Here is a 26496-nt window from a genome sequence, read left to right as displayed (position 1 = left end):
GAGTGAGCCAAAGGGGCAGCGCCGACGTCGAAAGGGAGGCTGTGCTCACTATGCGGCTCCGCCGCGTGGGCGGAGATTCGTGAGGACCGAGCTAATCGAGCACGGTCGACCGTCGACGGTGTCCGCGGCCGGAGGCCGCTGATGGACACAGCAAGCGCCCGGAGGCGAACCGAGCCCTTAAAAAGAGCGGCCCGGGCTGGGCAGCGTGGTTACCCACAAGTAGCATAGAAGCGGTAGCGCGCCTCAAGCGCGCCCCGCAGTGCCACCCCGCACCCTGGAGGAGAGCCATCGTGCCTCGTACCGTCAGGGATGTCGTCTTCGTCGACGGCGTCCGCACCCCGTTCGGCAAGGCGGGCCCGAAGGGCATGTACCACGAGACCCGCGCCGACGACCTCGTCGTGAAGGCGATCCGGGAGCTGCTGCGCCGCAACCCGGACCTCGACCCGGCCCGGATCGACGAGGTCGCCATCGCCGCCACCACCCAGCTCGGTGACCAGGGCCTCACGCTCGGCCGTACCGCGGGGATCCTCGCCGGGCTGCCGCAGTCCGTACCCGGCTACTCGATCGACCGTATGTGCGCGGGCGCGCTGACCGCGGTCACCAGCACCGCGGGCTCCATCGCGTTCGGCGCGTACGACATCGTCGTGGCCGGCGGGGTCGAGCACATGGGCCGCCACCCCATGGGCGAGGGCGTCGACCCGAACCCGCGCTTCGTCTCCGAGAAGCTCGTGGACGACTCCGCGCTCTTCATGGGGATGACCGCCGAGAATCTGCACGACCGCTTCCCGCACCTGACCAAGGCGCGCGCCGACGAGTACGCGGTGCGTTCGCAGGAGAAGGCCGCCAAGGCGTACGCCAACGGCACGATCCAGCAGGACCTGGTGCCGATCTCCATCCGCCGCACCAACCCCGACGCGGGGGAGACGGGCTGGGGGCTCGCCACCGCCGACGAGCCGATGCGGCCGGGGACGACGCTGGAGACGCTGGCCGGTCTGAAGACCCCGTTCCGGCCGCACGGCCGGGTCACCGCGGGCAACGCGGCGGGGCTCAACGACGGCGCCACCGCCTCGCTGATCGCCGCCGAGGACTTCGCGCGCGAGCAGGGCCTTCCGGTCAGGATGCGGCTGGTCTCGTACGCGTTCGCGGGCGTCGAGCCGGAGGTCATGGGGTACGGCCCGATCCCGTCGACGGAGAAGGCGCTCGCCAAGGCGGGTCTTTCGATCTCCGACATCGGTCTGTTCGAGATCAACGAGGCTTTCGCGGTGCAGGTGCTGGCCTTCCTGGACCACTACGGCATCGCGGACGACGACGAACGCGTCAACCAGTACGGCGGCGCCATCGCGTTCGGCCACCCGCTGGCCTCCTCCGGTGTCCGGCTGATGACGCAGCTGGCGCGGCAGTTCGAGTCGCACCCGCACGTCCGCTACGGGCTGACCACCATGTGCGTCGGCTTCGGCATGGGCGCGTCGGTCATCTGGGAGAACCCGCACTTCGACGGAGGCACCAAGTGAGCACCAGCACCACGGAACTCCTGAAGGGGGCGGCCGGGCTGTTCCCCGGCGAGGTCGTCACGCAGGCGCATGTACGCCATCTCGACCTCCCCGCGGGCGCCGGGCGCTTCGCGCTCATCACGCTGGACAACGGCCTGGACCACACCAAGCCGACCACCTTCGGACCGCAGTCGCTGGCGAACCTCGACGCCGCGATCGACCAGGTCGAGAAGGAGGCGGCCGACGGCACGGTCGTCGGCGTCGGGATCACCGGCAAGCCGTTCATCTTCGCGGTCGGCGCCGACCTCAAGGGCGTGGAGCTGCTGAAGCGCCACGAGGACGCGCTCGCGATCGGCAAGGGCGGCCACGAGGTCTTCAAGCGGCTCGCCGGGCTGGCCGTACCGACGTTCGCGTACTACAACGGCGCGGCGATGGGCGGCGGTGTCGAGGTCGGTCTGCACTGTCAGTACCGCACCGTCTCGGCCGCGCTGCCCGCGTTCTCGCTGCCCGAGGTCTTCCTCGGCCTCGTCCCCGGCTGGGGCGGCTGCACGCTGCTGCCGAATCTGATCGGCGCGGACCGCGCGGTCTCCGTCGTCATCGAGAACTCGCTCAACCAGAACAAGCAGCTCAAGGGCGCCCAGGTGCGTGAACTGGGCATCGCCGACGCGATCTTCGAGGGCGCCGACTTCCTGGAGCGGTCGCTGAGCTGGACCGCGTCCGTGCTGACGGGCGAACTGACCGTCGAGCGCCCCGAGGTGGACCGCGGCGAGGCATGGGACCGGGCGGTGGAGCGCGGCAGGCAGATCGCCGACTCCAAGGTGCACGGCGCGGCTCCGGCCGCCTACCGCGCGCTGGACATCATCGCCGCCGCCAAGGACGGCGATCTCCAGGCCGGCTTCGACGCCGAGGACCAGGCCCTCGCGGATCTGATCATGGGCGGTGAACTGCGCTCCGGCATCTACGCGTTCAACCTGGTGCAGCGGCGCGCCAAGCGGCCGGCCGGGGCCCCCGACAAGGCGCTGGCGCGCCCGGTCACCAAGGTCGGCGTCGTCGGCGCGGGGCTGATGGCCTCTCAGCTGGCGCTGCTCTTCCTGCGCCGTCTCGAAGTCCCGGTCGTCCTCACGGACATCGACCAGGAGCGGGTCGACAAGGGCGTCGGCTATGTCCACGGCGAGATCGACAAGCTGCTGCTGAAGTCCCGTATCAACCAGGACAAGGCCAACCGTCTCAAGGGCCTGGTCTCGGGTGTGCTGGACAAGGCCGAGGGCTTCTCGGACGCGGACTTCATCATCGAGGCCGTCTTCGAGGAGATGGGCGTCAAGCAGAAGGTGTTCGCGGAGGTCGAGGCGGTCGCCCCGGCGCACGCGATCCTCGCCACCAACACCTCGTCGCTGTCGGTCTCCGAGATGGCGTCGAAGCTGAAGAACCCCGAGCGGGTCGTCGGCTTCCACTTCTTCAACCCGGTCGCGGTCCTCCCGCTGCTGGAGATCGTGCGCGGGGAGCGGACCGACGACGCCTCGCTCGCCACGGCGTTCGGGGTGGCGAAGAAGCTGAAGAAGAGCGCGGTGCTGGTGAAGGACGCGCCGGCGTTCGTCGTCAACCGCATCCTGACCCGCTTCATGGGCGAGATCCAGAACGTCATCGACGAGGGCACTCCGGTGGCGGTGGCGGAGCGCGCGGTCGAGCCGCTGGGGCTGCCGATGTCCCCGCTGGTGCTGCTCGAACTGGTCGGTCCCGCCATCGGTCTGCATGTCTCGCAGACCCTGCACGGCGCGTTCCCGGACCGCTTCACGGTCTCCGGGAACCTGGCGGCGGTCGTCAAGGCCGGCAAGCGCGGCTTCTATGTCCACGACTCCGGGAAGCCGGAGCTGGACCCAGAGGTGGCCGCGCTCCTCCAGCAGGGTGACGTCGTCCTCACCGAGGAGCAGACGCGCGAGCGGGTGCTGGACGCGGTGGCCCAGGAGATCGGTCTGATGCTGGACGAGGGCGTCGTGGCCGAGGCCCAGGACATCGACCTCTGTCTGCTCACGGGCGCGGGCTGGCCCTTCCACCTGGGTGGCATCACCCCGTATCTGGACAGGGAGGGCGTCTCGGAGCGGGTGAACGGCAAGCGGTTCCTGGCGCCGGGCGTGGCGAGCGTCCCCGCGTAGGCTCACGGCGTACGGCGAACGGGCCGGTACGGAAGGGGACTTCACTTCCGTACCGGCCCGGCCCGGTCCGTACCGGTCCGTCGCGGCCTCCGTATGTCGCTCAGATCCGGGTCCACGCCTCCAGCGCCAGGCCCGGCTCCGCCTTCTGACGGGCCGTCCGCAAGGAGCCGTCCTCGCCGATCACCGCGAGGATCACCCGCCCCCGGCCGTCCAGCGCCAGCGCGGGCGCGCCGGAGCAGCGCTCCCCGGTCGGGGTCCAGTGGAGGCCCGCCGCCTCGTTCTCCGTCGGGTAGGCGGCGATGTGCGGGCGGCCGTCGGCGCCGCGCTGGGCCAGGATCGTGCAGTCGTGGCCGTCCACGGGGGTACGCAGCAGGGCGAGCGGGCCGGTGCCGGGACCGCCCAGCCGCGCGGGTGCCGTCCCGGGGCGCCAGGCGCGTACGGTGCCGTCGCCGGCGTCGCGCCAGAAGTGGGTGAGCCGTCCGCCGCCGGTGCGCGAGGCGGTGATCGTGCCGGGCTCGACCCTCGCCTCCGGTTCGTCCTCGGCGCGCTCCAGCTTCGCGTCGGGTTTCGGGCGCAGCCAGCGCACCACGGTCTCCCGGGCCGGGACGAGGACATCGATCAGTCCGCGGTCGGTGACGGCGGCGGCGCTCTCGCCGGTGAGCTCCGTGTCCTCGGCGTTGGCGCCGCCCCAGGGCTGCCAGCGGCCGGTGGGCGACTGGTGCTTGGCCGAGAGTCCGCCGTTCGCGTTGCGGAGGAACAGATGCACCGAGCCGGTGGTGTCCAGGACCGCGGACGGCAGGCCGATGTCCACGCCCTTCTCGCGGTCCTTCCCGTGCGGGTTCCCCAGCGACTGCCAGTCCCGCAGCGGGCGGCCCGTCTGGTACTGGACGGCGTGGACGAGATCGGTGTCGGCGGGCCCGTCGGCGCGTGGACGTTTCCGTACCCCCACCAGATGGACGAAGCCCTCGGCGCTCTGCGCCACCGACAGATACGGCAGCAGGCCCCGGGCGGCCAGTTGCTCGGGCCCCGACCAGTCGGGGCCGCCGGGGCGGGTCTCCGTCCAGCGGAGCACCCCGTCGGCGTTCGGCGCGTACGCCGTGAGCCTGCCGTCCTTGCCGCGCAGCAGCCAGCCGGTGGTCGCGGGGACGGCGTCGTCCGTGCGGGACGCGGGGGGCGTACGGCGTGGCGTCGCGCCCCGGTCAGGGGCCTGGCTCGCGCTGTCCCCCGACCGCTTCGACGTCCGTCCGGACCGCGGTGTCATGGCCCACTGCCACCTTCCCGAGCGCGGAAAACCCAGAACTCGATAGTACTCAGGGGCGGGGACGGGGGCTCCGGGAGGCCGTACGGTCCGGCACTGTGCGACGCTGCGGAGGTGCTGATGCGGTTGATCGTCGACGCGGCGAATGTGGTCGGATCCGTTCCCGACGGGTGGTGGCGCGACCGGCGTGGTGCCACCGAGCGGCTGCGTGACTCCCTGGTGCCGTACGCCGCGCGGGGAGCGGCGGGGCATCCGGGGCCCGTCGAGGTCGTGCTCGTCGTGGAGGGCGCCGCGCGGGGCGTGGAGTCCGTACCGGGGGTACGGGTGGAGGCGGCGGCCGGGGGCGGGGACGACCTGATCGTGGAACTGGCCGCGCGGGCGGCGGCGGACGGCGCGGGCTGTGTCGTCGTCACGGCGGACCGTGAGCTGCGCGGGCGGGTAGCGGCGCACGGGGCGGAGTGCGCCGGGCCCAGGACCGTACGCCGGGCGCCGGAGCGCCGGGCGCCGGAGGATCAGCCACCGGACCCTGGCTCGGACTCGGACGCGGCCCCGGCCCCGGCCCCGGACTCGGACGCGGCCCCGGACCAGACCGGGGACCGGACGGCGGACCGGAGCACGGACGCGCCGCCGGCGGGGGCGCCCGAAGGGTTCTCGGACGGGCCGTCGGGCGGCTCGCCGGGCGAGGGTACGTAGAGCACCGCCCCGTCGACCGTCCCCGGCAGTGGTTCATAGCCCCGGGCGAGCAGCGCGCGCAGCGTGGGCAGCCGGTCGGGGGCGAAGGGCTTGCCGCGTGAGTCGTCCACGACCAGGGCGGGCGGGCGCGCCCTCAGTTCGTCGACGAGTACCGGCCAGGTGCCCGCCATCGCGTACTTCTCGCCGACCCGGGGACCGTCCCTGCCACCGCTGTAGTTGGTCAGCAGACCGGCCGTCAGATAGCGGCTGGCCGGGGCGCGGTCGGCGAGCCAGTAGATCTCCGGGTGTATCCCCCAGACCAGAACCCGGTCTGTGGGCGCTGTACGGGCCCGTACGGCGTCCGCGAGGCGCTGGGCGTGGGAGAGTTCCGCCCGGGGCGCGAGAATGCCCCAGGTGAGGAACAGCGCGCAGGCGCAGGCCGAGGTGAGCAGTGCGGAGGCGAGCCGGTCGCGGGGCAGCAGGCGCAGCGCGGCGGTCGCCAGGAGCACCAGCGGCGGCAGGAGTTGCAGGAAGTAGTGGCCGAAGAAGTGGAAGCCGAGCAGGACAGCGGCGGACGAGGACGCGAGCCATACCCAGAGGTCGGCGCCCGGTCCGCCGGTGCCGCCGCGGGTGCGCAGGGCGCGGATGACGGGGGGCAGCAGTCCCGCGCAGGCGAGAGCGAGCAGCGCGGTGTTCGCCAGGGCCCGGGAGAGCACATGGAGTTCGGAGCCGGTGAGGGTGGCGTACGCGCCCGATCCGGTCACCGCCCAGAAGAGGAAGCCGGACGGGGTGGTGAGCAGGGCCACCGCGAGCACGGGCAGCACGAGCCCGGCGGCGAGCCGCCCGACGGCGGCCCGTAAGAGGGGCGCGGGCGCGGTGCGCGCGGTGTTCCAGAGCAGCCACAGGACCGGGGCGAGGACGGCGCCGCCCGTCTGTTTGGTCAGCAGCGCCCCGGCGACGGCGAGCCCGGCGGCGCCCCAGCGGCCCCGGCCCGCGCACCACATCGCCGCGACGGTGAACGGCAGTATGAAGACCTCGAAGGTGGCCGACTGGGCGTCCTCGGGGTTGAGTCCGATGGAGACCAGCGGGTAGAGGACCCCGGCGGTACGGCCCGCGCGGTCGCCCCAGCGTCCCCGGGCGATGGCGGCGAGCAGCGCGGCGGTGGTCAGTTGGGCGAGGACGGCGAGCGCCTTCACCGCGTACAGGGATTCGTCGCCGAAGAGCGCGAAGGCCGATTCGTAGAGCCAGGGCAGCAGCGGCGGCTTCCGGTCGACGACGGTGTCGTAGAGCGCTCCCCCGGCGGCCAGTATCCGTGCCTGGACGGCGAGATAGCCCTCGTCGGGGCTCCACAGGGGCGGGCGGAAGGAAGGCAGCCGGGTGACGAGCGTCAGCAGCGCGAGCACGGGGAGCAGCCGCCGCCAGTAGCCGACGGTGGGGCCGGCCGGCCGGGCGGGGGCCGGTACGGGGTGCGGGGCGGAACGTGGCGGGGGCGTGACGTACCGGAGGGCGGGCGGCTCGACGACCATGCGCGGCACAGTAACCGGCCCCGCGGTCCGTGCCGGAGCAGGACATACGGGGCCGGGCCCACGTGGCGGACTTCCGCGCGGTTGACGGACCGTCAGCGGGACTGGCCGAGGCGGCTGTGCGCGCGTCCGTAGACGAAGTAGACGACCCCGCCGATGACCATCCAGACGCCGAAGCGGAGCCAGGTCTCGGCGGGCAGGTTGAGCATCAGCCAGAAGGAGGCGAGCACGGACGCGATCGGCAGATACGGCACGAGCGGGGTGCGGAACGAGCGCGGCAGGTCGGGGCGCTGTTTACGCAGGATGATGACGCCGATCGCGACCACGACGAAGGCGAACAGCGTGCCGATGTTGACCAGTTCGGCCAGTTCCTCGATGGAGGTGAGGCCGGCCACGATCGCGACGATCACCCCGAGCAGGACGGTGGAGCGGTACGGCGTGCCGAACCGGTGGTGGACATGGGAGAAGGTACGTGGCAGCAGTCCGTCGCGGCTCATCGCGAAGAACACCCGGGTCTGGCCGAGCAGCAGGATCATGCAGACCGAGGTGAGTCCGACGGCCGCGCCGAAGCTGATCAGCCCGGCCCAGAAGGGATGGCCGACCGACTTGAAGGCGTCGGCGAGCGGTGCGTCCACCGTCAGTTCGCTGTAATGCTGCATTCCGGTGACGACGATCGAGACGGCGACATAGAGCACGGTGCAGATGAAGAGGGAGCCGAGGATGCCGCGGGGTACGTCGCGCTGCGGATTGACGGTCTCCTCGGCGGCGGTCGCGACGATGTCGAAGCCGATGAAGGCGAAGAAGACGATGGCCGCGGCGGTGAAGATGCCCAGGACGCCGAAGTTGGTGGGGGTGTAGCCGGCCAGCAGCTGGATGAGCGGGGCCCTGAGCCCGCCGCCACCGGCGGCCGCCTCGGACGGCGGGATGAACGGCTGGTAGTTGGCGCCGTTGATGAAGAACGCACCGACGATGATCACGAGCAGGACGACGGTGACCTTGACGCCGACGACGACGCTGGTGACGCGCGAGGAGAGCTTGACGCCGATGACCAGGATGCAGGTCAGGGCGAGGACGAGCAGGAACGCGAGCAGATCGAAGCCGAACCTCCCGTTCTGCGTGCCGGAGAGGAAGTCCGGCAGACTCGCCCCGGCGTTGCCCAGCAGGGAGCGCACATAGCCGGACCAGCCGACCGCGACGACCGCGCAGCCGAGCGCCAGTTCCAGGACGAGGTCCCAGCCGATGATCCAGGCGGGCAGTTCACCGAGCGAGGCGTACGAGAAGGTGTACGCGGATCCGGCGACCGGCACCGTCGAGGCGAACTCGGCGTAGCAGAGTGCGGCCAGCGCGCAGACGATCCCGGCGACGACGAAGGCGAGGGCGGTGGCGGGCCCAGCCGTCTGTCTGGCCACCACACCGGTCAGGACGAAGATACCGGTGCCGATGATCACACCGACGCCGAAGACCGTCAGATCGAGCGCGGAGAGGGACTTTCTGAGCGCGAACTCGGGGTCCTCGGTGTCACGGATCGACTGCTCGACGTCCTTGGTGCGGAACACGCCGTTTCCGGCTGGTCCCGAGTCCCGCTGCGTACTCACCGGCGTACCTCCGTGTGCGCGTTCATCCGGCCATGATCGAGAGGCGTGCCATTTCCGGCACCCGATATGGGCGAATTTCACACGGATGGGCCGATTGGACCACTCTTACAGAGCGGCCCCACCGGCCCATCGGTACCTACGACGAGGAGGATCAGTCGCGGGCGGCCTCGGTGGGAGAGTCCACCAGCCGGCCGTCCAGCTTCGCGACCAGGCCGGTGACCTGGCGCGCGATGTCCGGCGCGGTCAGCCCGATCTCGGCCATGACCTCCTTGCGGGAGGCGTGGTCGAGGAAGCGCGGCGGAATCCCGAAGTCCCGCAGCGGTACGTCGACCCCGGCGTCGCGCAGCGCCTGGGCGACCGCCGAACCGACGCCGCCGACCCGGCTGTTGTCCTCGACGGTGACGACCACGCGGTGCTGCTCGGCGAGCGGGGCAAGGGCCTCGTCGACCGGCTTGACCCAGCGGGGGTCGACAACCGTGGTCGTGATGCCCTGTTTGTCGAGAAGGTCGGCGATGTCCAGGCACATCGGGGCGAGCGCGCCGACGGAGACCAGCAGGACGTCCGCCGTACCCTCCTCGGTCCTGCGCAGGACGTCCATACCACCGACCCGGCCGACGGCGGCGACCGCCGGGCCGACCGCGCCCTTGGAGAACCGGACGACGGTCGGGGCGTCCTCGACCTCCACCGCTTCCCGGAGCTGGGCGCGCACCTGGTCGGCGTCGCGTGGAGCGGCGATCCGCAGCCCCGGCACGCACTGGAGGATGGACATGTCCCACATGCCGTTGTGGGAGGCGCCGTCGGTGCCGGTGATCCCGGCCCGGTCCAGCACAAACGTCACTCCGCAGCGGTGCAGGGCCACATCCATCAGGACCTGGTCGAACGCGCGGTTCAGGAACGTCGCGTAGACGGCGAACACCGGATGCACCCCGCCGGTGGCGAGGCCCGCGGCGGACACCGCGCCGTGCTGCTCCGCGATGCCGACGTCGTACACCCGGCCGGGGAACGCCTTCGCGAACTTCTCCAGACCGACCGGCTGGAGCATGGCCGCGGTGATGGCGACGATGTCCTCGCGCTCGTGGCCGAGCTTGACCATCTCCTCGCCGAACACGGAGGTCCAGTCCATGCCGGCGGCGGCGATGGGCAGTCCGGTGTCGGGGTGGATGGGGCCGATGCCGTGGAAGTGGTCGGCCTCGTCCTGCTCGGCGGGCTCGTAGCCGCGGCCCTTCTCTGTGATGCAGTGCACGATGACCGGGCCGCCGAAGCGCTTGGCGCGCAGCAGCGCGGACTCCAGGGCCTCGATGTCATGGCCGTCGATCGGGCCCACGTACTTCAGTCCGAGATCCTCGAACATGCCCTGCGGAGCGATGAAGTCCTTCAGGCCCTTCTTGGCGCCGTGCAGGGTGTCGTAGAGGGGCCTGCCGACGACCGGTGTGCGGTCCAGGATCTCCTTGCCGCGGGCCAGGAAGCGTTCGTAGCCGTCGGTGGTGCGCAGGGTGGCGAGATGGTTCGCGAGACCGCCGATGGTCGGCGCGTACGAACGCTCGTTGTCGTTGACGACGATGACGAGCGGACGGTCCTTGGCGGCGGCGATGTTGTTCAGCGCCTCCCAGGCCATACCACCGGTCAGCGCGCCGTCACCGGTCACCGCGACCACATGGTCGTGCTTCTTCAGGACCTCGTTGGCCTTCGCGAGACCGTCGGCCCAGCCGAGCACGGTGGAGGCGTGGGAGTTCTCGATGATGTCGTGCTCGGACTCGGCGCGGGACGGATAGCCGGAGAGGCCGCCCTTGCTCTTGAGCTTCGAGAAGTCCTGACGGCCGGTGAGCAGCTTGTGGACGTACGACTGGTGCCCTGTGTCGAAGAGGACCTTGTCCTTCGGGGAGTCGAAGACCCGGTGCAGGGCGATGGTCAGCTCAACGACACCGAGGTTGGGGCCCAGGTGGCCACCGGTCTTGGAGACTTCCTCGACGAGGAAGGACCGGATCTCTCCGGCCAGCTGCTCCAGCTGCTCCGGGCCGAGCCGGTCCAGATCGCGCGGTCCCCTGATGCGGGTCAGCAACGCCACCCGTGCCTCCTTGCGTATGAGCTGTCGAGCATGCCGATCTGGCGAGTCTAATGTTCCACTCGCGCGAGTGGTCGGCGGGCGGTGCGTCCTACGTCACCCGATCGACGGTACGTACGTCATATCGAGTACTCGCGGAGCGCGGCCGTGCCCGGCACCCCGAGGGTGCCGGGCACGGCGCGCGGGACCGCGGTCAGGCGCGACCCGCGGTCTTCTGGGTCTTGCGGGTGACGGAGTCGATGACGACGGTGGCCAGCAGCACACCACCGGTGATCATGTACTGGATCGGGGTGGCGATGCCCTGCAGCGCCAGTCCGTACTGGATCGAGGTGATGACCATGACACCGAGCAGCGCGTTCCAGGTGCGGCCCCGGCCCCCGAAGAGGCTGGTGCCGCCGATGACGGCCGCCGCGATCGCGTTCATCAGCAGGTCGCCGGTGCCGGCGCCCTGGTTGGCCGCGGCGATCTTGGAGGCGATGAAGAGGCCGCCGATGGCCGCGAACGTACCGGCGATCGAGTAGACCGAGACCCGGATCAGCGTCACGTTGATACCCGCGCGCCGGGACGCCTCGACACTGCCGCCGAGCGCGAAGACCTTGCGGCCGTAGGTGGTGCGCCGCAGCACGAAGTCGGTCGCCACCAGGATCAGCAGGAAGATGACCGGTGCGAGGGGCAGCCCCTTGTACTGGTTGAACATGAACGCCGCCGCGAAGGCCACGATCGCGAGGACGACGGTGCGCAGCACGGTCTCGCTGACCGGCCTCGACGGGACTCCGGCCGCCTCACGACGGCGGTTCTCCAGGAAGGAGGTCAGGAAGAACACCACGACCGCGACGAGGGCGAGGCCGTAGGCGGCCGCGACATCGGTGAAGTAGTAGGTGGTGAGCTTGGCCACCAGACCGTCGGGGTCCAGGTTGATGGTGCCGTTGTCGCCCAGGATCTGGAGCATGAAGCCGAGCCAGAAGAGCAGACCGGCCAGGGTGACGGCGAACGCGGGCGCGCCGACGCGGGCGAAGAAGAAGCCGTGGATCGCGCCGATGACCGCGCCACTGATGATGGCGACCACCAGGGCCAGCCACTCGTTCAGGCCGTGGGTGACGCTCAGTACGGCGACGATCGCGCCGGACACACCGCTGACCGAGCCGACCGACAGGTCGATCTCACCGAGCAGCAGGACGAAGACGATACCGACGGCGATCATGCCGGTGCCGACCATGGCCACGGAGATGTTGCTGAGGTTCTCCGCGGACAGGAAGTTCGAGTTCAGGTTCTGGAAGACCACGCAGATGATGAGCAGTCCGACGACGACCGGGAGGGAGCCCAGATCACCGGCGCGTATCTTGCGCTTGAACTCGGAGACGTAGCCCGCGAATCCCTGCTCGCGCACGAGCAGTCGGGGGTCCACCGCGGTGACCGCGCCGTCCGCCGCGGCGGGGGCGTCGACCGGGGCGGGGACTTCCTCTCCAGGGGTCTTCTCAAGAGACGTGGAGGTCTTGTCCGTACTCACTTCTGAACCTCCACGGTGCGCGACGCGCGGCGGGTCACGGCGTTGTCCGTGGCGCCGGTGATGGCGGCGATGATCTCTTCCTGAGAGGTGGACGCGACGTCGAAGACGCCGTTGTTGCTGCCCAGCCTGAGCACCGCCACCTTGTCGGCGACGGCCTTGACGTCGGCCATGTTGTGGCTGATGAGCAGTACGGCGAGACCGCGCTCGCGCAGCCGCTCGACGAGGTCGAGCACCTGCGCCGTCTGCTCGACGCCCAGCGCCGCCGTCGGCTCGTCGAGAATGACGAGCTTGGGGTCGCCGAGCATCGACCGGGCGATGGCCACGGTCTGCCGCTGGCCGCCGGAGAGCGAGGCGATCGGTATCCGGACACTGGGAATCCGGATCGACAGTGTGGTGAGCAGCTCGCGCGAGCGGCGCTCCATCTCGACCTCGTTGAGGACGCCCCAGCTGCGGAGTTCCCTGCCGAGGTAGAGATTGCCGACGACGTCGATGTTGTCGCAGAGCGCCAGGTCCTGGTAGACGGTCGCGATGCCCAGGTTCTGGGCGTCGTGCGGCCGGCCGATCGAGACGGGGCTGCCCTCCCACTCGATGACGCCGTCATCGATGGGGTGTACGCCGGCGATGGTCTTCACCAGCGTCGATTTCCCGGCGCCGTTGTCGCCCACGAGGGCGACCACCTCACCGGAGTGGACCTCAAGCTCTACATCGGTGAGCGCCTGGACGGCACCGAATCGCTTGGAGACCCCTCGCAACGCCAGCACGGGCGTAGCGGTCACGTGAACCATCTCCTTCGCCGCCTGACCGGCGGGGATGCCGCGCCGGGGGAAGAGGCGCGGAGGTCGAGCAGAAGAGACGAGCAAGGGGCCGGCCGCGCGAGTCCGGTTCACGGACGTCGCGCGACACGGCGCGCGGGGCGCACCGGCGGGCCGAGGTGGTTCCATCCGGCACCCCGCCCCAGCTGCGGGGCGTTGACGGGCGGGGTGCCGGACAGGCTTTCACCGGGGGCGGTCACCGGACGGTCCCGGAGGGGGCTACTTCAGGCCGATCGCGTCGCAGCCGGCCTTGTACTTGTCGGTGCAGATGTCACCGACCGTGTAGATGCCTTCCTTGATGACCGTGTCCTTGATGTTGTCCTTGGTCAGCGAGACGACCGGGACGATCACGGACGGGACGGCCTTGGTGGTCGGGCTGTCCACGGTGTCCTTGGCGATGGAGTCGAGCTTCTCGCCCTTGGCGAGCGCGACGGCCATTTCGGCGGCCACCGCCGCCTCCTGCGGGTAGGACTTGTAGACGCTCATGAACTGCTCGCCCGTGACGATGCGCTGCACACCGGCGAGTTCGGCGTCCTGGCCGGTGACCGGCGGGAGCTTGGCGAAGCCGGCGCCCTTGAGGGCGGTGATGATGCCGCCCGCCATGCCATCGTTCGCGGAGTAGACGCCGATGACCTTGTCCTTGCCGAGGGCGGAGATGGCGCCCTCCATGTTGGCGTTGGCGTTGACCGGCTTCCACTCCTTGGTGTCGTACTCCTTGCCGATGTTCACCTTGCCATCGAGTACGGAGTGCGCACCCTTCTTGAACAGGGCGGCGTTCGGGTCGGTGACGGCGCCGTTCATCATCACGATCTGACCGGACTTGGCCTTGTCGCCCAGCGCTTCGAGGAGCGCCTTGCCCTGGACCCGGCCGACCTCTTCGTTGTCGAAGGAGGTATAGGCGTCGATCGGACCCTCGGCGAGACGGTCGTACGCCACGACCGGTATGCCCGCTTCCTTGGCCTTCTTCACCGAGCTGGCGATGGCCTTGGAGTCGACCGCGTCCACGACCAGCACATCGACCTTGTTGGTGACCATCGTGTCGACCTGCTGGTTCTGCAGCGTCGCGTCCTGCTTGGCGTTCGCGTAGACGACCTTGCCCGAGCCGTCGGTCAGCTCGCTGACCCTCTTCTCGATCAGCGGCTTGTCAAGCGTCTCGTACCGCGCGGTCTCGTTCTCGGGCAGAAGCAGGCCGACCGTGATCGGGCCCTTCTTGTCCGACGCGGACGCTTCGGCCTTGTCGCCGGACTCCTTGGCGCTGCCACAGGCGGCGAGGGAGACGGCCATAGCGGTAGCGGCGGTGGCCACGGCAGCACGACGCATCTTTGCGCTCACTTCAAAAACCTCCCTGACGAGGCCGCGTCGTTGCGGCCGAGGTGGCAGGAAGTCAACTCCGGCACGAGGCCGGCGTCAAGGAGTAAATCCTTAACGAGATGACAACGGTGCCATCCGTTATCTAAGTGAAGGCAGGGGTCCCCGCCGGGAGGGCGCTCTCCAGAAGGGTCGAATCACCCATCTCGCTGAGGACGAGGGCGAGTGCGCCAAGCACCTCGGCACGGCCGCCGAGCGCCCCGGGAAGCACCGACAACTGGCGTGCCGCGCTGGGGATCGCGTACCGGGAGACGGACTCACGTATCGGCCCGAGCACCAGTTCCCCGGCCTCGGCCAGGTCCCCGCCGAGCACCACCCGGCTGGGGTTCAGGAGATTGCACAGATTCGCCACGCCGCTGCCGATGTGCCGGCCGACGTCGGCGATCACCCGGCGGCAGCCCGGATCGCCCTCCCTGGCGAGCTGGACGACACGCTCCATGGTGAGATCCACGCCGTGGCTGGACTGGAGCAGCGGCAGTACGTAGCGGGCCGCCGTGAAGGTCTCCAGGCAACCGCGGTTGCCGCAGCGGCAGACGGGGCCCGACTCGTCGAGCGTGATGTGCCCGATCTCGCCGGCCGTACCGCCGGGGCCGCGGTAGATCTGGCCGTCTATCACCAGCCCGGCGCCGACCCCGCTGGCGACCTTGATGTACGCGAGGTCCCTGACCCCGCGACCACTGCCCCAGACCAGCTCGCCGAGGGCGCCGAGGTTGGCGTCGTTGTCGACGTACACCGGTACGCCGAGCCGCCCGGCCAGCTCGTCGCTCGGGTTGATGCCGGTCCAGCCGGGGAGGATCGAGGTGGAGCCGAGCGTGCCCGACTCGACGTCTATCGGACCGGGGACGCCGAGGCCGACTCCGATCACCTTCTGACGGCTGACGCCGGTGGTGACGATCAGCCGCTCGACCAGTTCCTCGGCCCGGCCGAAGCCCTGGGCGGACGAGGCGTCCACGTCCAGGGGCTCCGATTCCTCGGCGAGCACCTGGTGGGCGAGGTTGCCGATCGCCACTCGCAGATGTGTATGGCCGAAATCCACCCCGATGACGATGCCCGCGTCCCCGCTGAGCGAGACGCTGCGGGCCCGGCGGCCCCCCGCCGAGGTGGGTGTGACCTGGACGGTCCCGACTTCCTTCAGCTCACGGACGATATTGGAGACCGTGGCCGCCGACAGTCCCGTGCTTCTGGCGATCTCCGCCTGGGTGAGCGAACCGGCCATGCGCACCGCGCGTACGACCCGTTCGAGGTTGGCCCGGTGCAGAGACGACTGCGACCCCGGAGTCTCCACGACTCATCCACTCCTGCCCTTGGCGGACGGCACGACCACCGTCCCCGGCCGGGGCCGCGCCAATGAGACCCCGACGTATCTCCAACTTGTGAACCCTAAGCTCAGCCTTTGGGGCGCCTCCCCGTCAAGACCTTGAGCGAGCGGAACACGCCGAACCGCCCGCCGGCCGAGGCCGACGGGCGGTTCGTCCGGCCGACGCGCTACTTCAGCGCTCCCGCCGTCAGCCCGGCCACCACCTGACGCTGGAAGATGATGTACGCGGCGAGCACGGGCAGCATCGCCATCACCAGCCCGGCGAAGAGACCGGACCAGTCCCCCTTGTACCCCTGGCTGACGGCGAGCTGTACCAGCCCCTGGGAGAGGACCTTGTTGTCCGGGTCGGTGTTGAGCACCGTGGGCAGCAGGTACTGGTTCCACTGACCGAGGAAGTTGAAGATGCCGACGCTGATCAGACCCGGCTTGGCCATCGGCAGCATCACCTGGAAGAAGGTCCGGGTGTGCGAGGCCCCGTCGATGATCGCCGCTTCCGCCACCGATGTCGGCAGCGTTCTGAAGAACGAGGTCAGGAAGAAGACCGTGAACGGCAGCGAGTAGGCGATGTAGACCAGGATCAGACCGTGGATCGTGTTCAGCAGGCCCATATTGTTCATGACATAGAACAACGGGACCAGCGCGAGGATGATCGGGAAACTCATCCCGCCGATGAACAAGTAGTAGATGAACCGGTTCCCGGGGAACTCGAAGCGGGCCAGTACGTACGCCGCCATCGAGCCGAGCAGCAGCGTGCCGGCGAGTGAACCCGCCACCACCAGAACGGTGTTGAGGAAGTAATCGCTCATATGCGCCTGGGTCCAGGCGCGCGACCAGTTCTCGAAGCGCAGCGTGTCCGGCAGTGACCACGGCGAGGTGAAGATCGACTTGTCGTCCTTGAAGGACGTCATGACCGCCCACAGCAGCGGCATCGCGACCAGGAAGGCCCAGATGACGAGCACGCCGTGGGAGAAGACATTGAGGACGCCGCCGGTCTTCGACTCCTTGTCGGGCGGGGCGGCCGTCTTGGTCACGGCGGGCCGGGTCCGTACGGCGTCGGCCGGCGGGGGCGTGTCGGCGGGGGGAGGGGTCTCAGTGGTCTTCATCAGAACTCCAGCCGCTCACGTCGACCCAGCCGCATCACGATGGCGGCGAAGGCCAGCGTGACGACGAGGAGGGCGACACCGATCGTGGTCGCATAGGCCGCCTGACCGTCACGGAACGCCTTCTGGTAGACGAGCAACGTCAGCACATTGGTGGAATCGGCGGGACCGCCCGGTCCCACGGTCATGATCTGGACGACCGCGAAGGACTCCGCGCCCAGGGCGAGGATGCCCATATAGACCCAGCCGGACTGCACGGTGTCCCACAGCAGCGGCAGGGTGATCCGGAAGAAGGTGGTGAAGCGGCTCGCGCCGTCCAGCAGCGCCGCCTCGTAGAAGTCCTTCGGGATGGAGGCCATGCCCGCGGAGAAGAGGACCACGAAGAAGCCCGTCGTGCTCCACACCAGGACGGCCATCACACACCACAGCGCGAGCTTCGGATCGCCCAGCCAGTCCGGCTTCACGCTGTCCAGACCGACCGCGCTGAGCGCGGAGTTGATGGCGCCGCTGTTCGGGTTGTACGCGAACTGGAAAAGCAGGGCGACGATCGCGATCGAGAGCACTTGCGGGAAGAAGTAGACGATCTTGTAGAACGAGGATCCGCGGACCCCCGAAACGGCGGCCCCCTTCCGGCTGCGCCCGCCGACATTCAGCATGAAGGCGAAGAACAGCGCGAGGCCGAGGACCACCACGGGCAGCAGGAGCGCGAAGGTCAGACTGTGCTGGAGGGAACTCCAGAAGGTGTTGTCATCGAGCATCCGGGTGTAGTTGTCGAAGCCCACCATCGTGAAGTCAGGGCTGAGACCGGTCCAGTCCGTGAACGAGTAATAGATGGACTGGATGAATGGCCATACGACGAAGAGCGCGTATATCGCCAGGGGGAATACCAGAAACCCCACAATGAACCGGTACTTGCCGTGTTGCATGTCTCCCGACCCCGAATCTCCGGCGGGTGCCGCCGTGCTGCCTTGGGGGGCCCGTACGACGGGCCGGAACCGGAAGCCCCGGCGGGGCCTCCGGTCACTTCCACTCCTACTGGTGCTTGTAGTGCTTGATGGAGGAGTCCTTGGCGGCCGCGTCGGCGAACTCCTGGCACTTGTTGATGGCCTCGACGGGGGTGAGGCGTCCGGCCATCATCTCGCCGAGCGCGCCCACGCCGATCTTCTCCTTCTGGAGCGCCACGTACCAGTCCTGGAGCCGCGGGTTGAGCACATTGGCACCGGCCTTGGCCAGCGCGTCCACCCCGGCCTGCAGCGCGCTGGAGAGGGTGAGTCCGTCGGTGCCGCCGTTGAAGGAGCTCAGCGACTTCACCTTGGACGTGAAGTTCTTCGACGACGCCTCGCTCAGCATGATGCGCAGCTGCTCCATGCCTCCGTCGGGGTTCTTGGCGTTCGCCGGTACGACGAAGGGCTCACCGCCGGACGCCCAGAGCGTGCCGAAGGGGAGCTTGTCCGAGCTGTCCAGGCTGGACGGCGCGGCCACCTTCATCTGGAAGTCCTTCGGCGTCGTCTTCGCCGCCTCGTTCTCCACCCAGGAGCCGTTCGGGAGGAACAGCGCCTTGCCCTCGGTCCAGGCCGTCTGCGACTGGATGTGGTCGAGGCCCGGGGTGCCCTGGAGGATGTAGCCCTTCTTGAACAGCTCGAAGTACGCCTCGAAGGCGGACTTCACGGCCGGGTGCTTCCAGGCGTTGGGCTCCAGGTTGTCAATGGCGTCAAGGACCTCGCGGCCACCGATCTTGCCGATAAACGGGTAGAGCGAGAAGGGGATGTAGTACGGGTACTTGCCGGCGTACGTCCAGCCCGCGATGCCCTTCTTCTTGGCCTTCGCGCAGAGGGCCAGCATCGCGTCCCAGTCCTCGGGGTACTCCGCGTCGAGCTTGTCCAGCGCGGTCTGCGAGTACCACACGCCGTAGACGGTGTAGGCGTAGTAGAGGATCCACACCGGGTCGCCGTCGAACTGGCCCATCTCCACGACACCGGGGCGCAGCGTCTCGCGGACCTTCTTGGCCGGGTCGTCGACGGAGGGGGCGTCCAGCAGCGGGGTGAGGTCGGCGAGCTGCTTCTTGCCGACGAGAACGCCCATGTCCATCTGCTCGGCGCCCGAGTTGTCGATCAGGTCGGGCGGGGTACCGCCGTTGAAGCGCGGCTGGAGCTCGGACTGGATCTTCTGGGTCGGCGTGAACTTCACCTCGGCGTCCGGGAACGCCTTCTCGTACTCCTTGACGGCGTCCGTGGCGTACTCCGTGCCGAATCCGCCGTCGAACAGGACGAAGTCGAAAGGCGCGCTCGTGTTCACCCCGAGCGGGTTCTTCTCGGTCGACTTGCCCTTCTCGACCTTCTTGCCGCTCCCGCTGTCGCCGCTGGCACACGAGGCCAGAAAGCTCATCGTCGGGACGGTGATCAGACCGATCGCGGCGGACCGCTTGATCACATCACGACGGCCAAGGCCCTCGCTGTTCTGAGCGGAGGTGGATCCCATGCTCAAGTCCTCGCCTTCTCCAGGACTCAGGCGGTGTACCGGTCGCCCGTCCTTCTCTTCTGAGGCGAAGGGCCCCGCCACCGCGGTCAAATGAAGCTGGGTCGTGCGGAATTGGTGTGCCTGATCGTGCTTGGTCGTGCTCGATCGCATCGCTTGGGCGGACGCGACAGGTATAGTCCACTTCCCGCCGACGGGGCAAGATCGAAAGCAGGTTTGGACGGCAGTCTTTCCCGAGTTGAGACCTCGTGGATATCTGAGCCGGGTGTGTACTCATTCGACCACCTCGGTCTCTCAAGAATGAGCCATTCCGATCACGCCATCCCTGCAACACCCTTGACACCACACGCCACTTGGCTCCTACTGGACCCTGCGCTTCTCGTTTGACAACGTTGTCCAACTTGGTACGCAGGACGAAAGGCTCGGTATGCGGCAGAGAACCGGACCCCGGCGCAGACAATGGCATACGGCCGCCTTGGTGGCGGCCGCCTCGCTGCTCGTCGTAACAGCACAGTCAGCGGCTATAGCACAACCCGCTCAACCGAAGTCGGCGGAAAGGGAATTCACCTCCTCCTTCGAGGCGGACGAACCCCAGCCGGACTGGCGCAATACCGTCGAAGTGGGACCCGGTGGCGAGAAACGGGCATCCGGTGTCGACGGCGGCTTCACCAACGGGATTCCGGGCAATGTCACCGACCGGGTCGTGGAGCTGCGCGCGAGCGGCGAGAACACCGGCGGCGGTGAGACCAAGGAAAACCTCATCGATGTCCAGTCGGCGACGAAGTGGCTGGCGTTCGAGCCGACCGCCTGGATCGAGTTCGATCTCGACGAGCCGGTCAAGGTCGTCACGTACGCGCTGACATCGGCGAACGACCATGACGAGCGTGACCCCAAGGACTGGAAGCTCCAGGGCTCCACCGACGGCAAGGAGTGGAAGGAGCTGGACTCCCGGAAGGGCGAGACCTTCGCGGAGCGGTTCCAGACCAAGTCCTACGACGTCGCCGTCCCGGCCCCGGCCGCCTACCAGCATTTCCGGCTGGAGATCACGGCGAACAACGGCGCCTCCGACGCGACCCAGCTGGCCGACGTGCAGTTCTCCGACGGGGATACGAGCACCCCCGCGCCCCAGGACATGCGTACCCAGGTGGACCGCGGCCCCTCCGGCTCCCCCACCGCCAAGGCAGGCGCGGGATTCACCGGTACGAAGGCGCTGAAGTACGCCGGTACGCACCAGCCGGACGGACGGGCGTACTCCTACAACAAGATCTTCGACGTCGACACAGCCGTACGGCGCGACACCGCGCTCTCGTACCGGATCTATCCCTCCCTTCCGGAGACGGATCTGAACTATCCGGCCACGAACGTCTCGGTCGATCTCGCCTTCACCGACGGCACCTATCTGAGTGATCTGAAGGCCACCGACGCGCATGGCGGGCTGCTGACACCACAGGGCCAGGGCGACGCCAAGCGGCTCTACGTCAACCAGTGGAACCAGGTGGACGCCGGGATCGGCGCCGTGGCGGCAGGCAAGACCGTCGACCGGATCCTGGTGGCGTACGACTCCCGCACGGGCCCCGCGAAGTTCCAGGGCTGGATCGACGACATCAGCCTCGCGCCCAAGGCCCCGGAGAAACGGCTCGCGCATCTGTCGGACTACGCCTCCACCACCCGCGGCACCAACTCCAGCGGCTCCTTCTCGCGCGGCAACACCTTCCCCGCGACCGCCGTGCCCAATGGCTTCAACTTCTGGACGCCGGTGACCAACGCCGGTTCCACCAGCTGGCTCTACGAGTACAGCCGCGCCAACAACGCCGACAACCTGCCGACCGTGCAGGCCTTCAGCGCCAGCCATGAGCCGAGCCCCTGGATGGGCGACCGGCAGACCTTCCAGCTGATGCCATCGGTGGCCGCCGGGACGCCCGAGGCTTCCCGTACGGCGCGGGCGCTGCCCTTCCGGCACGAGAACGAGATCGCGAAGCCGCACTACTACGGCGTGACGTTCGAGAACGGTCTCAAGACCGAGATGACCCCGACCGACCACGCGGCGATGATGCGGTTCACCTATCCCGGTGAGAACGCCAGCCTGGTGTTCGACAACATCTCCAACGCGGGCGGACTCACCCTCGATCCGGCGACCCGTTCCTTCTCCGGCTTCTCCGACGTCAAGAGCGGAGGGTCGACCGGCGCGACGCGGCTGTTCGTATACGGCGTCTTCGACGCGCCGGTCACCGCGAGCGGCAAGCTCTCCGGCGGCGGGGGCGCCGACGTCACCGGCTATCTGCGCTTCGACGCCGGCACGGACCGTACCGTCACCCTGCGGCTGGCGACCTCGCTGATCAGCCTCGACCAGGCGAAGAAGAACCTCTCCGACGAGATCCCCGCCACCAGCCGCTTCGAGCGGGTCAAGGACCGGGCGCAGAGCGCCTGGGACGACATCCTGGGACGGGTGGAGGTGGAGGGCGCGGACCACGACCAGCTGACCACGCTCTACTCCAGCCTCTACCGGCTGTATCTGTATCCGAACTCCGGCTTCGAGAACACCGGTACGAAGTCCCGCCCGAAGCAGCAGTACGCCAGCCCGTTCTCGCCGCAGACCGGGCCCGACACCCCGACGCACACCGGCGCGAAGATCGTCGACGGCGAGGTGTACGTCAACAACGGCTTCTGGGACACGTACCGCACGACCTGGCCCGCGTACTCCTTCCTCACCCCGAAGAAGGCGGGCGGGCTGGTGGACGGCTTCGTCCAGCAGTACAAGGACGGCGGCTGGATCTCCCGCTGGTCCTCACCCGGCTACGCGGATCTGATGACCGGCACCAGCTCGGACGTGGCCTTCGCCGACGCCTATGTGAAGGGTGTCGACTTCGACGCGGAGGCGGCGTACGAGGCGGCGCTGAAGAACGCGACGGTGGTACCGCCCAGCTCGGGTGTGGGCCGCAAGGGCATGGAGACGTCCCCGTTCCTCGGCTATGCCTCCACGGAGACCCATGAGGGCCTGTCCTGGTCGCTGGAGGGCTACCTCAACGACTACGGCCTGTCGAAGATGGGCGAGGCGCTCTACAAGAAGACCAAGAAGGAGCGCTACAAGGAGGAGTCCGACTACTTCCGCAACCGCGCCCAGAACTATGTCTCGCTCTTCGACTCGAAGGCCGGCTTCTTCCAGGGCCGTGACCTCAAGGGCGACTGGCGGGTCCCCTCCGACACGTTCGACCCGCGGGTGTGGGGCTACGACTACACCGAGACGAACGCGTGGGGCTACGCCTTCACGGCGGTCCAGGACAGCCGCGGGCTCGCCAACCTCTACGGCGGACGCTCCGGTCTCGCGGACAAGCTGGACACCTACTTCTCGACCCCCGAGACGGCGGGACCCGAGTTCGTCGGCTCGTACGGCGGCGTCATCCATGAGATGACGGAGGCGCGCGACGTACGGATGGGCATGTACGGCCACTCCAACCAGGTCGCCCACCACGCCGCGTACATGTACAACGCGGCCTCACAGCCCTGGAAGACCCAGGAGAAGGTGCGCGAGGTCCTGGGGCGGCTCTACGTCGGCAGCGAGATCGGCCAGGGCTACCACGGTGACGAGGACAACGGCGAGCAGTCCGGGTGGTACCTCTTCTCCGCCCTCGGCTTCTATCCGCTGGTGATGGGCAGCGGGGAGTACGCGATCGGCTCGCCGCTCTTCACCAAGGCGACCGTCCATCTGGACAACGGCCGTACGCTGGTGGTCAAGGCGCCGAAGAACAGCGACAAGAACATCTACGTCCAGGGCCTGAAGGTCAACGGCAAGTCCTGGAACTCCACGGCACTCCCGCACGATGTGCTGGCACGCGGCGGGCAGCTGGAGTTCGCGATGGGCCCGAAGCCGTCGTCCTGGGGTACGGGCAAGAACGCGGCGCCGGTCTCGATCCAGCAGGACGACAAGGCGCCGTCACCGCGCACGGACGTGCTGACCGCGTCGGGCCCGCTCTTCGACAACTCCTCGGGCACCTCGGCGCCGGCCGAGTCCGTGGAGCTGCCGGTGGCGTCGGCGACGAAGGCGGTCCAGTACACCCTGACGTCGTCCACGGCGGCGAAGGCCCCGACCGGCTGGACACTCCAGGGCTCGGCGGACGGCACGACCTGGCGCACCCTGGACACGCGTGCGGGCGAGTCCTTCGGCTGGGACCGGCAGACGCGGGCCTTCACCGTCGCCAAGCCGGGTACGTACGCGAAGTACCGGCTGGTGAGCGACGCTCCGTCGACCCTGGCGGAGGTGGAGCTGCTGCGGTAGCCGCCGTAGCCGTAGCACGTAGCTGAACGGCGAGGGCCGTGCCCCGTACTCTCCGTACGGGACACGGCCCTCGTTTCCGTCGCGGCGCCGTCTACTTGCGGATCAGGCTGCGCAGCACGTACTGCATGATGCCGCCGTTGCGGTAGTAGTCCGCCTCACCCGGGGTGTCGATACGGACGACCGCGTCGAACTCACGGCGTACATTTCCGGCTTCGCCGGGGGCAGTGTCCGTGGTCACCTTGACCGTGCGCGGGGTGGTGCCGTTGTTCAGCTCCGTGACGCCGGTGAAGGAGAAGGTCTCCTCGCCGGTCAGGCCCAGGGCCTGCGCCGAGGCGCCTTCCGGGTACTGGAGCGGCAGGACGCCCATGCCGATCAGGTTCGAGCGGTGGATGCGCTCGTACGACTCGGCGATGACGGCCTTCACGCCGAGCAGCGCGGTGCCCTTGGCGGCCCAGTCGCGGGACGAGCCCGAGCCGTACTCCTTGCCCGCCAGGACGACCAGCGGGGTGCCGGCGGCCTGGTAGTTCTGGGAGGCGTCGTAGATGAAGGCGACCGGGGCGCCCTCGACGGTGAAGTCGCGGGTGAAGCCGCCCTCGGTGCCCGGCGCGATCTGGTTGCGCAGCCGGATGTTGGCGAACGTGCCGCGGATCATGACCTCGTGGTTGCCGCGGCGGGAACCGTACGAGTTGAAGTCGCGGCGCTCGACGCCGTGCTCCGTCAGGTACTTCCCGGCCGGGGTGTCGGCCTTGATCGCACCCGCCGGGGAGATGTGGTCGGTGGTGACCGAGTCGCCGAGCTTCGCCAGCACGCGCGCGCCGGTGATGTCCTCGACCGGGGAAGTCTCCATCGTCATGCCCTCGAAGTACGGGGGCTTACGGACGTAGGTGGACCGCGGGTCCCACTCGAAGGTGTTGCCGGTCGGGATCGGCAGCGCCTGCCACTGCGCGTCGCCCGCGAAGACGTCCGCGTAGGACTTGTTGAACATGTCCTCGCCGATGGCGTTGGCCACGACGTCGTTGACCTCGGCCTCGGTGGGCCAGATGTCCGCGAGGTAGACCGGCTTGCCGTCCTGGTCGATGCCCAGGGCGTCCTTGGTGATGTCCACCTTCATGGAGCCGGCCAGGGCGTACGCGACGACCAGCGGCGGCGACGCCAGGTAGTTCATCTTGACGTCCGGGTTGATCCGGCCCTCGAAGTTGCGGTTGCCGGAGAGCACCGAGGTGACGGCGAGGTCGTGCTCGTTGACGGCCTTCGAGACCTCCTCGGGCAGCGGGCCCGAGTTGCCGATGCAGGTGGTGCAGCCGTAACCGACGAGGTTGAAGCCGACCTTGTCGAGGTACGGGGTGAGGCCCGCCTTGTCGAAGTAGTCGGTGACGACCTTCGAGCCCGGGGCGAGTGTGGTCTTGACCCACGGCTTGCGGGTCAGGCCCTTCTCGACCGCCTTCTTGGCCACCAGCGCGGCGGCGACCATGACGTACGGGTTCGAGGTGTTGGTGCAGGAGGTGATCGCGGCGACGGTGACGGCGCCGTGGTCGATCTCGTACGTCGTACCGTCGGGGGCCGTGACCAGGGTCGGCCGGGTCGGCACGCCGTTGGCGGAGGCCGGGGCGTCGGAGGCCGGGAAGGACTCCTTGCCCGCCTCCTCGTCCTCGGAGACGTAGTTGCGTACGTCCTCGGCGAACTTCTCCTTGGCCTCGGCCAGGATGATGCGGTCCTGAGGGCGCTTCGGGCCGGCGATGGAGGGGACGACCGTGGCGAGGTCCAGCTCCAGCTTCTCGGAGAAGTCGGGCTCGGCGGCCGGGTCGAGCCAGAGGCCCTGCTCCTTGGCGTACGCCTCGACGAGGGCGACCTGCTGGTCGCTGCGGCCGGTCAGGCGCAGGTACTTCAGCGTCTCGTCGTCGATCGGGAAGATCGCGGCGGTGGAGCCGAACTCCGGCGACATGTTGCCGATGGTGGCGCGGTTCGCGAGGGAGGTGGCGGCGACGCCCTCACCGTAGAACTCGACGAACTTGCCGACGACGCCGTGCTTGCGCAGCATCTCGGTGATCGTCAGGACCAGGTCGGTGGCGGTGGTGCCGGCCGGCAGCTCGCCGGTCAGCTTGAAGCCGACGACGCGCGGGATGAGCATCGAGACGGGCTGGCCGAGCATCGCGGCCTCGGCCTCGATACCGCCGACGCCCCAGCCCAGCACACCGAGACCGTTGACCATGGTGGTGTGCGAGTCGGTGCCGACGAGGGTGTCGGGGTACGCCTGACCGTTCCGGACCATGACCGTACGGGCCAGGTGCTCGATGTTGACCTGGTGGACGATGCCGGTGCCCGGCGGGACGACCTTGAACTCGTCGAAGGCGGTCTGCCCCCAGCGCAGGAACTGGTAGCGCTCCTTGTTGCGGCCGTACTCCAGCTCCACGTTCTGCGCGAAGGACTCCGGCGTGCCGAACTTGTCGGCGATGACGGAGTGATCGATGACCAGCTCGGCCGGGGCCAGCGGGTTGATCTTCGCCGGATCGCCGCCCAGCTCCTTCACGGCCTCACGCATGGTGGCGAGGTCCACGACACAGGGCACACCGGTGAAGTCCTGCATGATCACACGGGCCGGGGTGAACTGGATCTCCTGGCTCGGCTGTGCCTGCGAGTCCCAGGAGCCGATGGAGCGGATGTGGTCGGCGGTGATGTTCGCGCCGTCCTCGGTGCGGAGCAGATTCTCCAGCAGCACCTTCAGGCTGTAAGGGAGGCGCCCGGAGCCCTCGACCTTGTCCAGCCGGAAGATCTCGTACGACTCGTCGCCCACGCGCAGCGTGCTGCGGGCGTCGAAGCTGTTCGCCGACACGACAGTCTCCTTCATCAATGTGCGCGTACTACCGTCATGCTGCCGCCTCGACTCGTCGCCGAT

Annotated in this window: 15 protein-coding genes and 1 pseudogene; 4 read left to right on the top strand and 12 right to left on the bottom strand. The window is 68.8% G+C overall.

Annotation, left to right across the window (positions count from 1 at the left end; all coding sequences use genetic code 11):
• The first annotated feature begins 290 nt into the window (after positions 1–290).
• On the top strand, positions 291–1511 hold the full coding sequence (locus ACFRMN_RS07620) for a thiolase family protein (RefSeq protein ID WP_383014772.1): 1221 nt from the start codon (positions 291–293) through the stop codon (positions 1509–1511).
• Entirely contained in the window at positions 1508–3640 is a 2133-nt protein-coding gene (locus ACFRMN_RS07615) for a 3-hydroxyacyl-CoA dehydrogenase NAD-binding domain-containing protein (RefSeq protein ID WP_383014769.1), read from the top strand. Before ACFRMN_RS07620 ends, ACFRMN_RS07615 begins: the two co-directional genes overlap by 4 nt.
• A 100-nt stretch (positions 3641–3740) precedes the next feature.
• On the opposite strand, the gene ACFRMN_RS07610 is transcribed toward ACFRMN_RS07615, so the two are convergent.
• Positions 3741–4901: a hypothetical protein gene (locus ACFRMN_RS07610; protein WP_383014766.1), complete on the bottom strand. Its 1161-nt coding sequence runs from the start codon at positions 4899–4901 to the stop codon at positions 3741–3743.
• Positions 4902–5018: 117 nt separating this feature from the next.
• Between ACFRMN_RS07610 and ACFRMN_RS07605 the strand changes: the two are divergent.
• Positions 5019–5390, top strand: a pseudogene (locus ACFRMN_RS07605) (NTP pyrophosphohydrolase); the annotation flags it as partial.
• A gap of 20 nt (positions 5391–5410) precedes the next feature.
• Here ACFRMN_RS07605 and ACFRMN_RS07600 read toward each other — a convergent pair.
• From ACFRMN_RS07600 to ngcE, 10 genes are all read right to left on the bottom strand, one after another.
• Positions 5411–7096 (bottom strand): glycosyltransferase family 39 protein, encoded by a 1686-nt coding sequence (locus tag ACFRMN_RS07600; protein WP_383014763.1) that lies wholly within the window; start codon positions 7094–7096, stop codon positions 5411–5413.
• Between the two features lie 92 nt (positions 7097–7188).
• The gene (locus ACFRMN_RS07595) at positions 7189–8688 is read right to left on the bottom strand and encodes an amino acid permease (RefSeq protein WP_383014760.1); all 1500 of its coding nucleotides are present in this window, start codon (positions 8686–8688) and stop codon (positions 7189–7191) included.
• A 151-nt stretch (positions 8689–8839) separates the two neighbouring features.
• Positions 8840–10753, bottom strand: coding sequence for a 1-deoxy-D-xylulose-5-phosphate synthase (gene dxs, locus ACFRMN_RS07590; RefSeq protein ID WP_383014757.1), 1914 nt, complete (start codon positions 10751–10753; stop codon positions 8840–8842).
• 190 nt (positions 10754–10943) lie between these two features.
• The gene (locus ACFRMN_RS07585; RefSeq protein ID WP_383014754.1) at positions 10944–12257 is read right to left on the bottom strand and encodes a sugar ABC transporter permease; all 1314 of its coding nucleotides are present in this window, start codon (positions 12255–12257) and stop codon (positions 10944–10946) included.
• Entirely contained in the window at positions 12254–13042 is a 789-nt protein-coding gene (locus ACFRMN_RS07580) for an ATP-binding cassette domain-containing protein (RefSeq protein ID WP_030350753.1), read from the bottom strand. Before ACFRMN_RS07580 ends, ACFRMN_RS07585 begins: the two co-directional genes overlap by 4 nt.
• Before the next feature lie 246 nt (positions 13043–13288).
• Positions 13289–14389 carry a substrate-binding domain-containing protein gene (locus tag ACFRMN_RS07575; protein WP_383015286.1) on the bottom strand — a complete coding sequence of 367 codons (1101 nt, stop codon included), beginning with the start codon at positions 14387–14389 and terminating at the stop codon, positions 13289–13291.
• 133 nt (positions 14390–14522) lie between these two features.
• On the bottom strand, positions 14523–15722 hold the full coding sequence (locus tag ACFRMN_RS07570; protein WP_383014751.1) for an ROK family protein: 1200 nt from the start codon (positions 15720–15722) through the stop codon (positions 14523–14525).
• A gap of 200 nt (positions 15723–15922) precedes the next feature.
• Positions 15923–16858 (bottom strand): carbohydrate ABC transporter permease, encoded by a 936-nt coding sequence (locus ACFRMN_RS07565; protein ID WP_383014748.1) that lies wholly within the window; start codon positions 16856–16858, stop codon positions 15923–15925.
• A complete protein-coding gene (locus ACFRMN_RS07560) occupies positions 16858–17781 on the bottom strand; it encodes a carbohydrate ABC transporter permease (protein WP_383014745.1) in 924 nt (307 codons plus the stop codon). Before ACFRMN_RS07560 ends, ACFRMN_RS07565 begins: the two co-directional genes overlap by 1 nt.
• A gap of 106 nt (positions 17782–17887) precedes the next feature.
• Positions 17888–19333 (bottom strand): N-acetylglucosamine/diacetylchitobiose ABC transporter substrate-binding protein, encoded by a 1446-nt coding sequence (gene ngcE, locus ACFRMN_RS07555; RefSeq protein ID WP_383014742.1) that lies wholly within the window; start codon positions 19331–19333, stop codon positions 17888–17890.
• 424 nt (positions 19334–19757) lie between these two features.
• Between ngcE and ACFRMN_RS07550 the strand changes: the two genes are divergently transcribed.
• Positions 19758–23603: a GH92 family glycosyl hydrolase gene (locus ACFRMN_RS07550; protein ID WP_383014739.1), complete on the top strand. Its 3846-nt coding sequence runs from the start codon at positions 19758–19760 to the stop codon at positions 23601–23603.
• A gap of 91 nt (positions 23604–23694) precedes the next feature.
• On the opposite strand, the gene acnA is transcribed toward ACFRMN_RS07550, so the two are convergent.
• A complete protein-coding gene (gene acnA / locus ACFRMN_RS07545) occupies positions 23695–26433 on the bottom strand; it encodes an aconitate hydratase AcnA (protein WP_383014736.1) in 2739 nt (912 codons plus the stop codon).
• Positions 26434–26496 lie beyond the last annotated feature (63 nt).

Origin of the sequence: Streptomyces sp. NPDC056835, assembly GCF_042789485.1 — a bacterium.
Lineage (GTDB): Bacteria > Actinomycetota > Actinomycetes > Streptomycetales > Streptomycetaceae > Streptomyces.
This window is presented reverse-complemented; position numbering and strand designations above follow the sequence as displayed.

Coding starts and splice junctions, on each gene's coding strand:
- ACFRMN_RS07610 (WP_383014766.1), bottom strand. CDS start 4,901: ATGACACCGCGGTCCGGACGGACGTCGAAGCGGTCGGGGGACAGCGCG.
- ACFRMN_RS07580 (WP_030350753.1), bottom strand. CDS start 13,042: ATGGTTCACGTGACCGCTACGCCCGTGCTGGCGTTGCGAGGGGTCTCC.
- ngcE (WP_383014742.1), bottom strand. CDS start 19,333: ATGGGATCCACCTCCGCTCAGAACAGCGAGGGCCTTGGCCGTCGTGAT.
- ACFRMN_RS07560 (WP_383014745.1), bottom strand. CDS start 17,781: ATGCAACACGGCAAGTACCGGTTCATTGTGGGGTTTCTGGTATTCCCC.
- ACFRMN_RS07565 (WP_383014748.1), bottom strand. CDS start 16,858: ATGAAGACCACTGAGACCCCTCCCCCCGCCGACACGCCCCCGCCGGCC.
- ACFRMN_RS07600 (WP_383014763.1), bottom strand. CDS start 7,096: ATGGTCGTCGAGCCGCCCGCCCTCCGGTACGTCACGCCCCCGCCACGT.
- ACFRMN_RS07575 (WP_383015286.1), bottom strand. CDS start 14,389: ATGCGTCGTGCTGCCGTGGCCACCGCCGCTACCGCTATGGCCGTCTCC.
- ACFRMN_RS07550 (WP_383014739.1), top strand. CDS start 19,758: ATGCGGCAGAGAACCGGACCCCGGCGCAGACAATGGCATACGGCCGCC.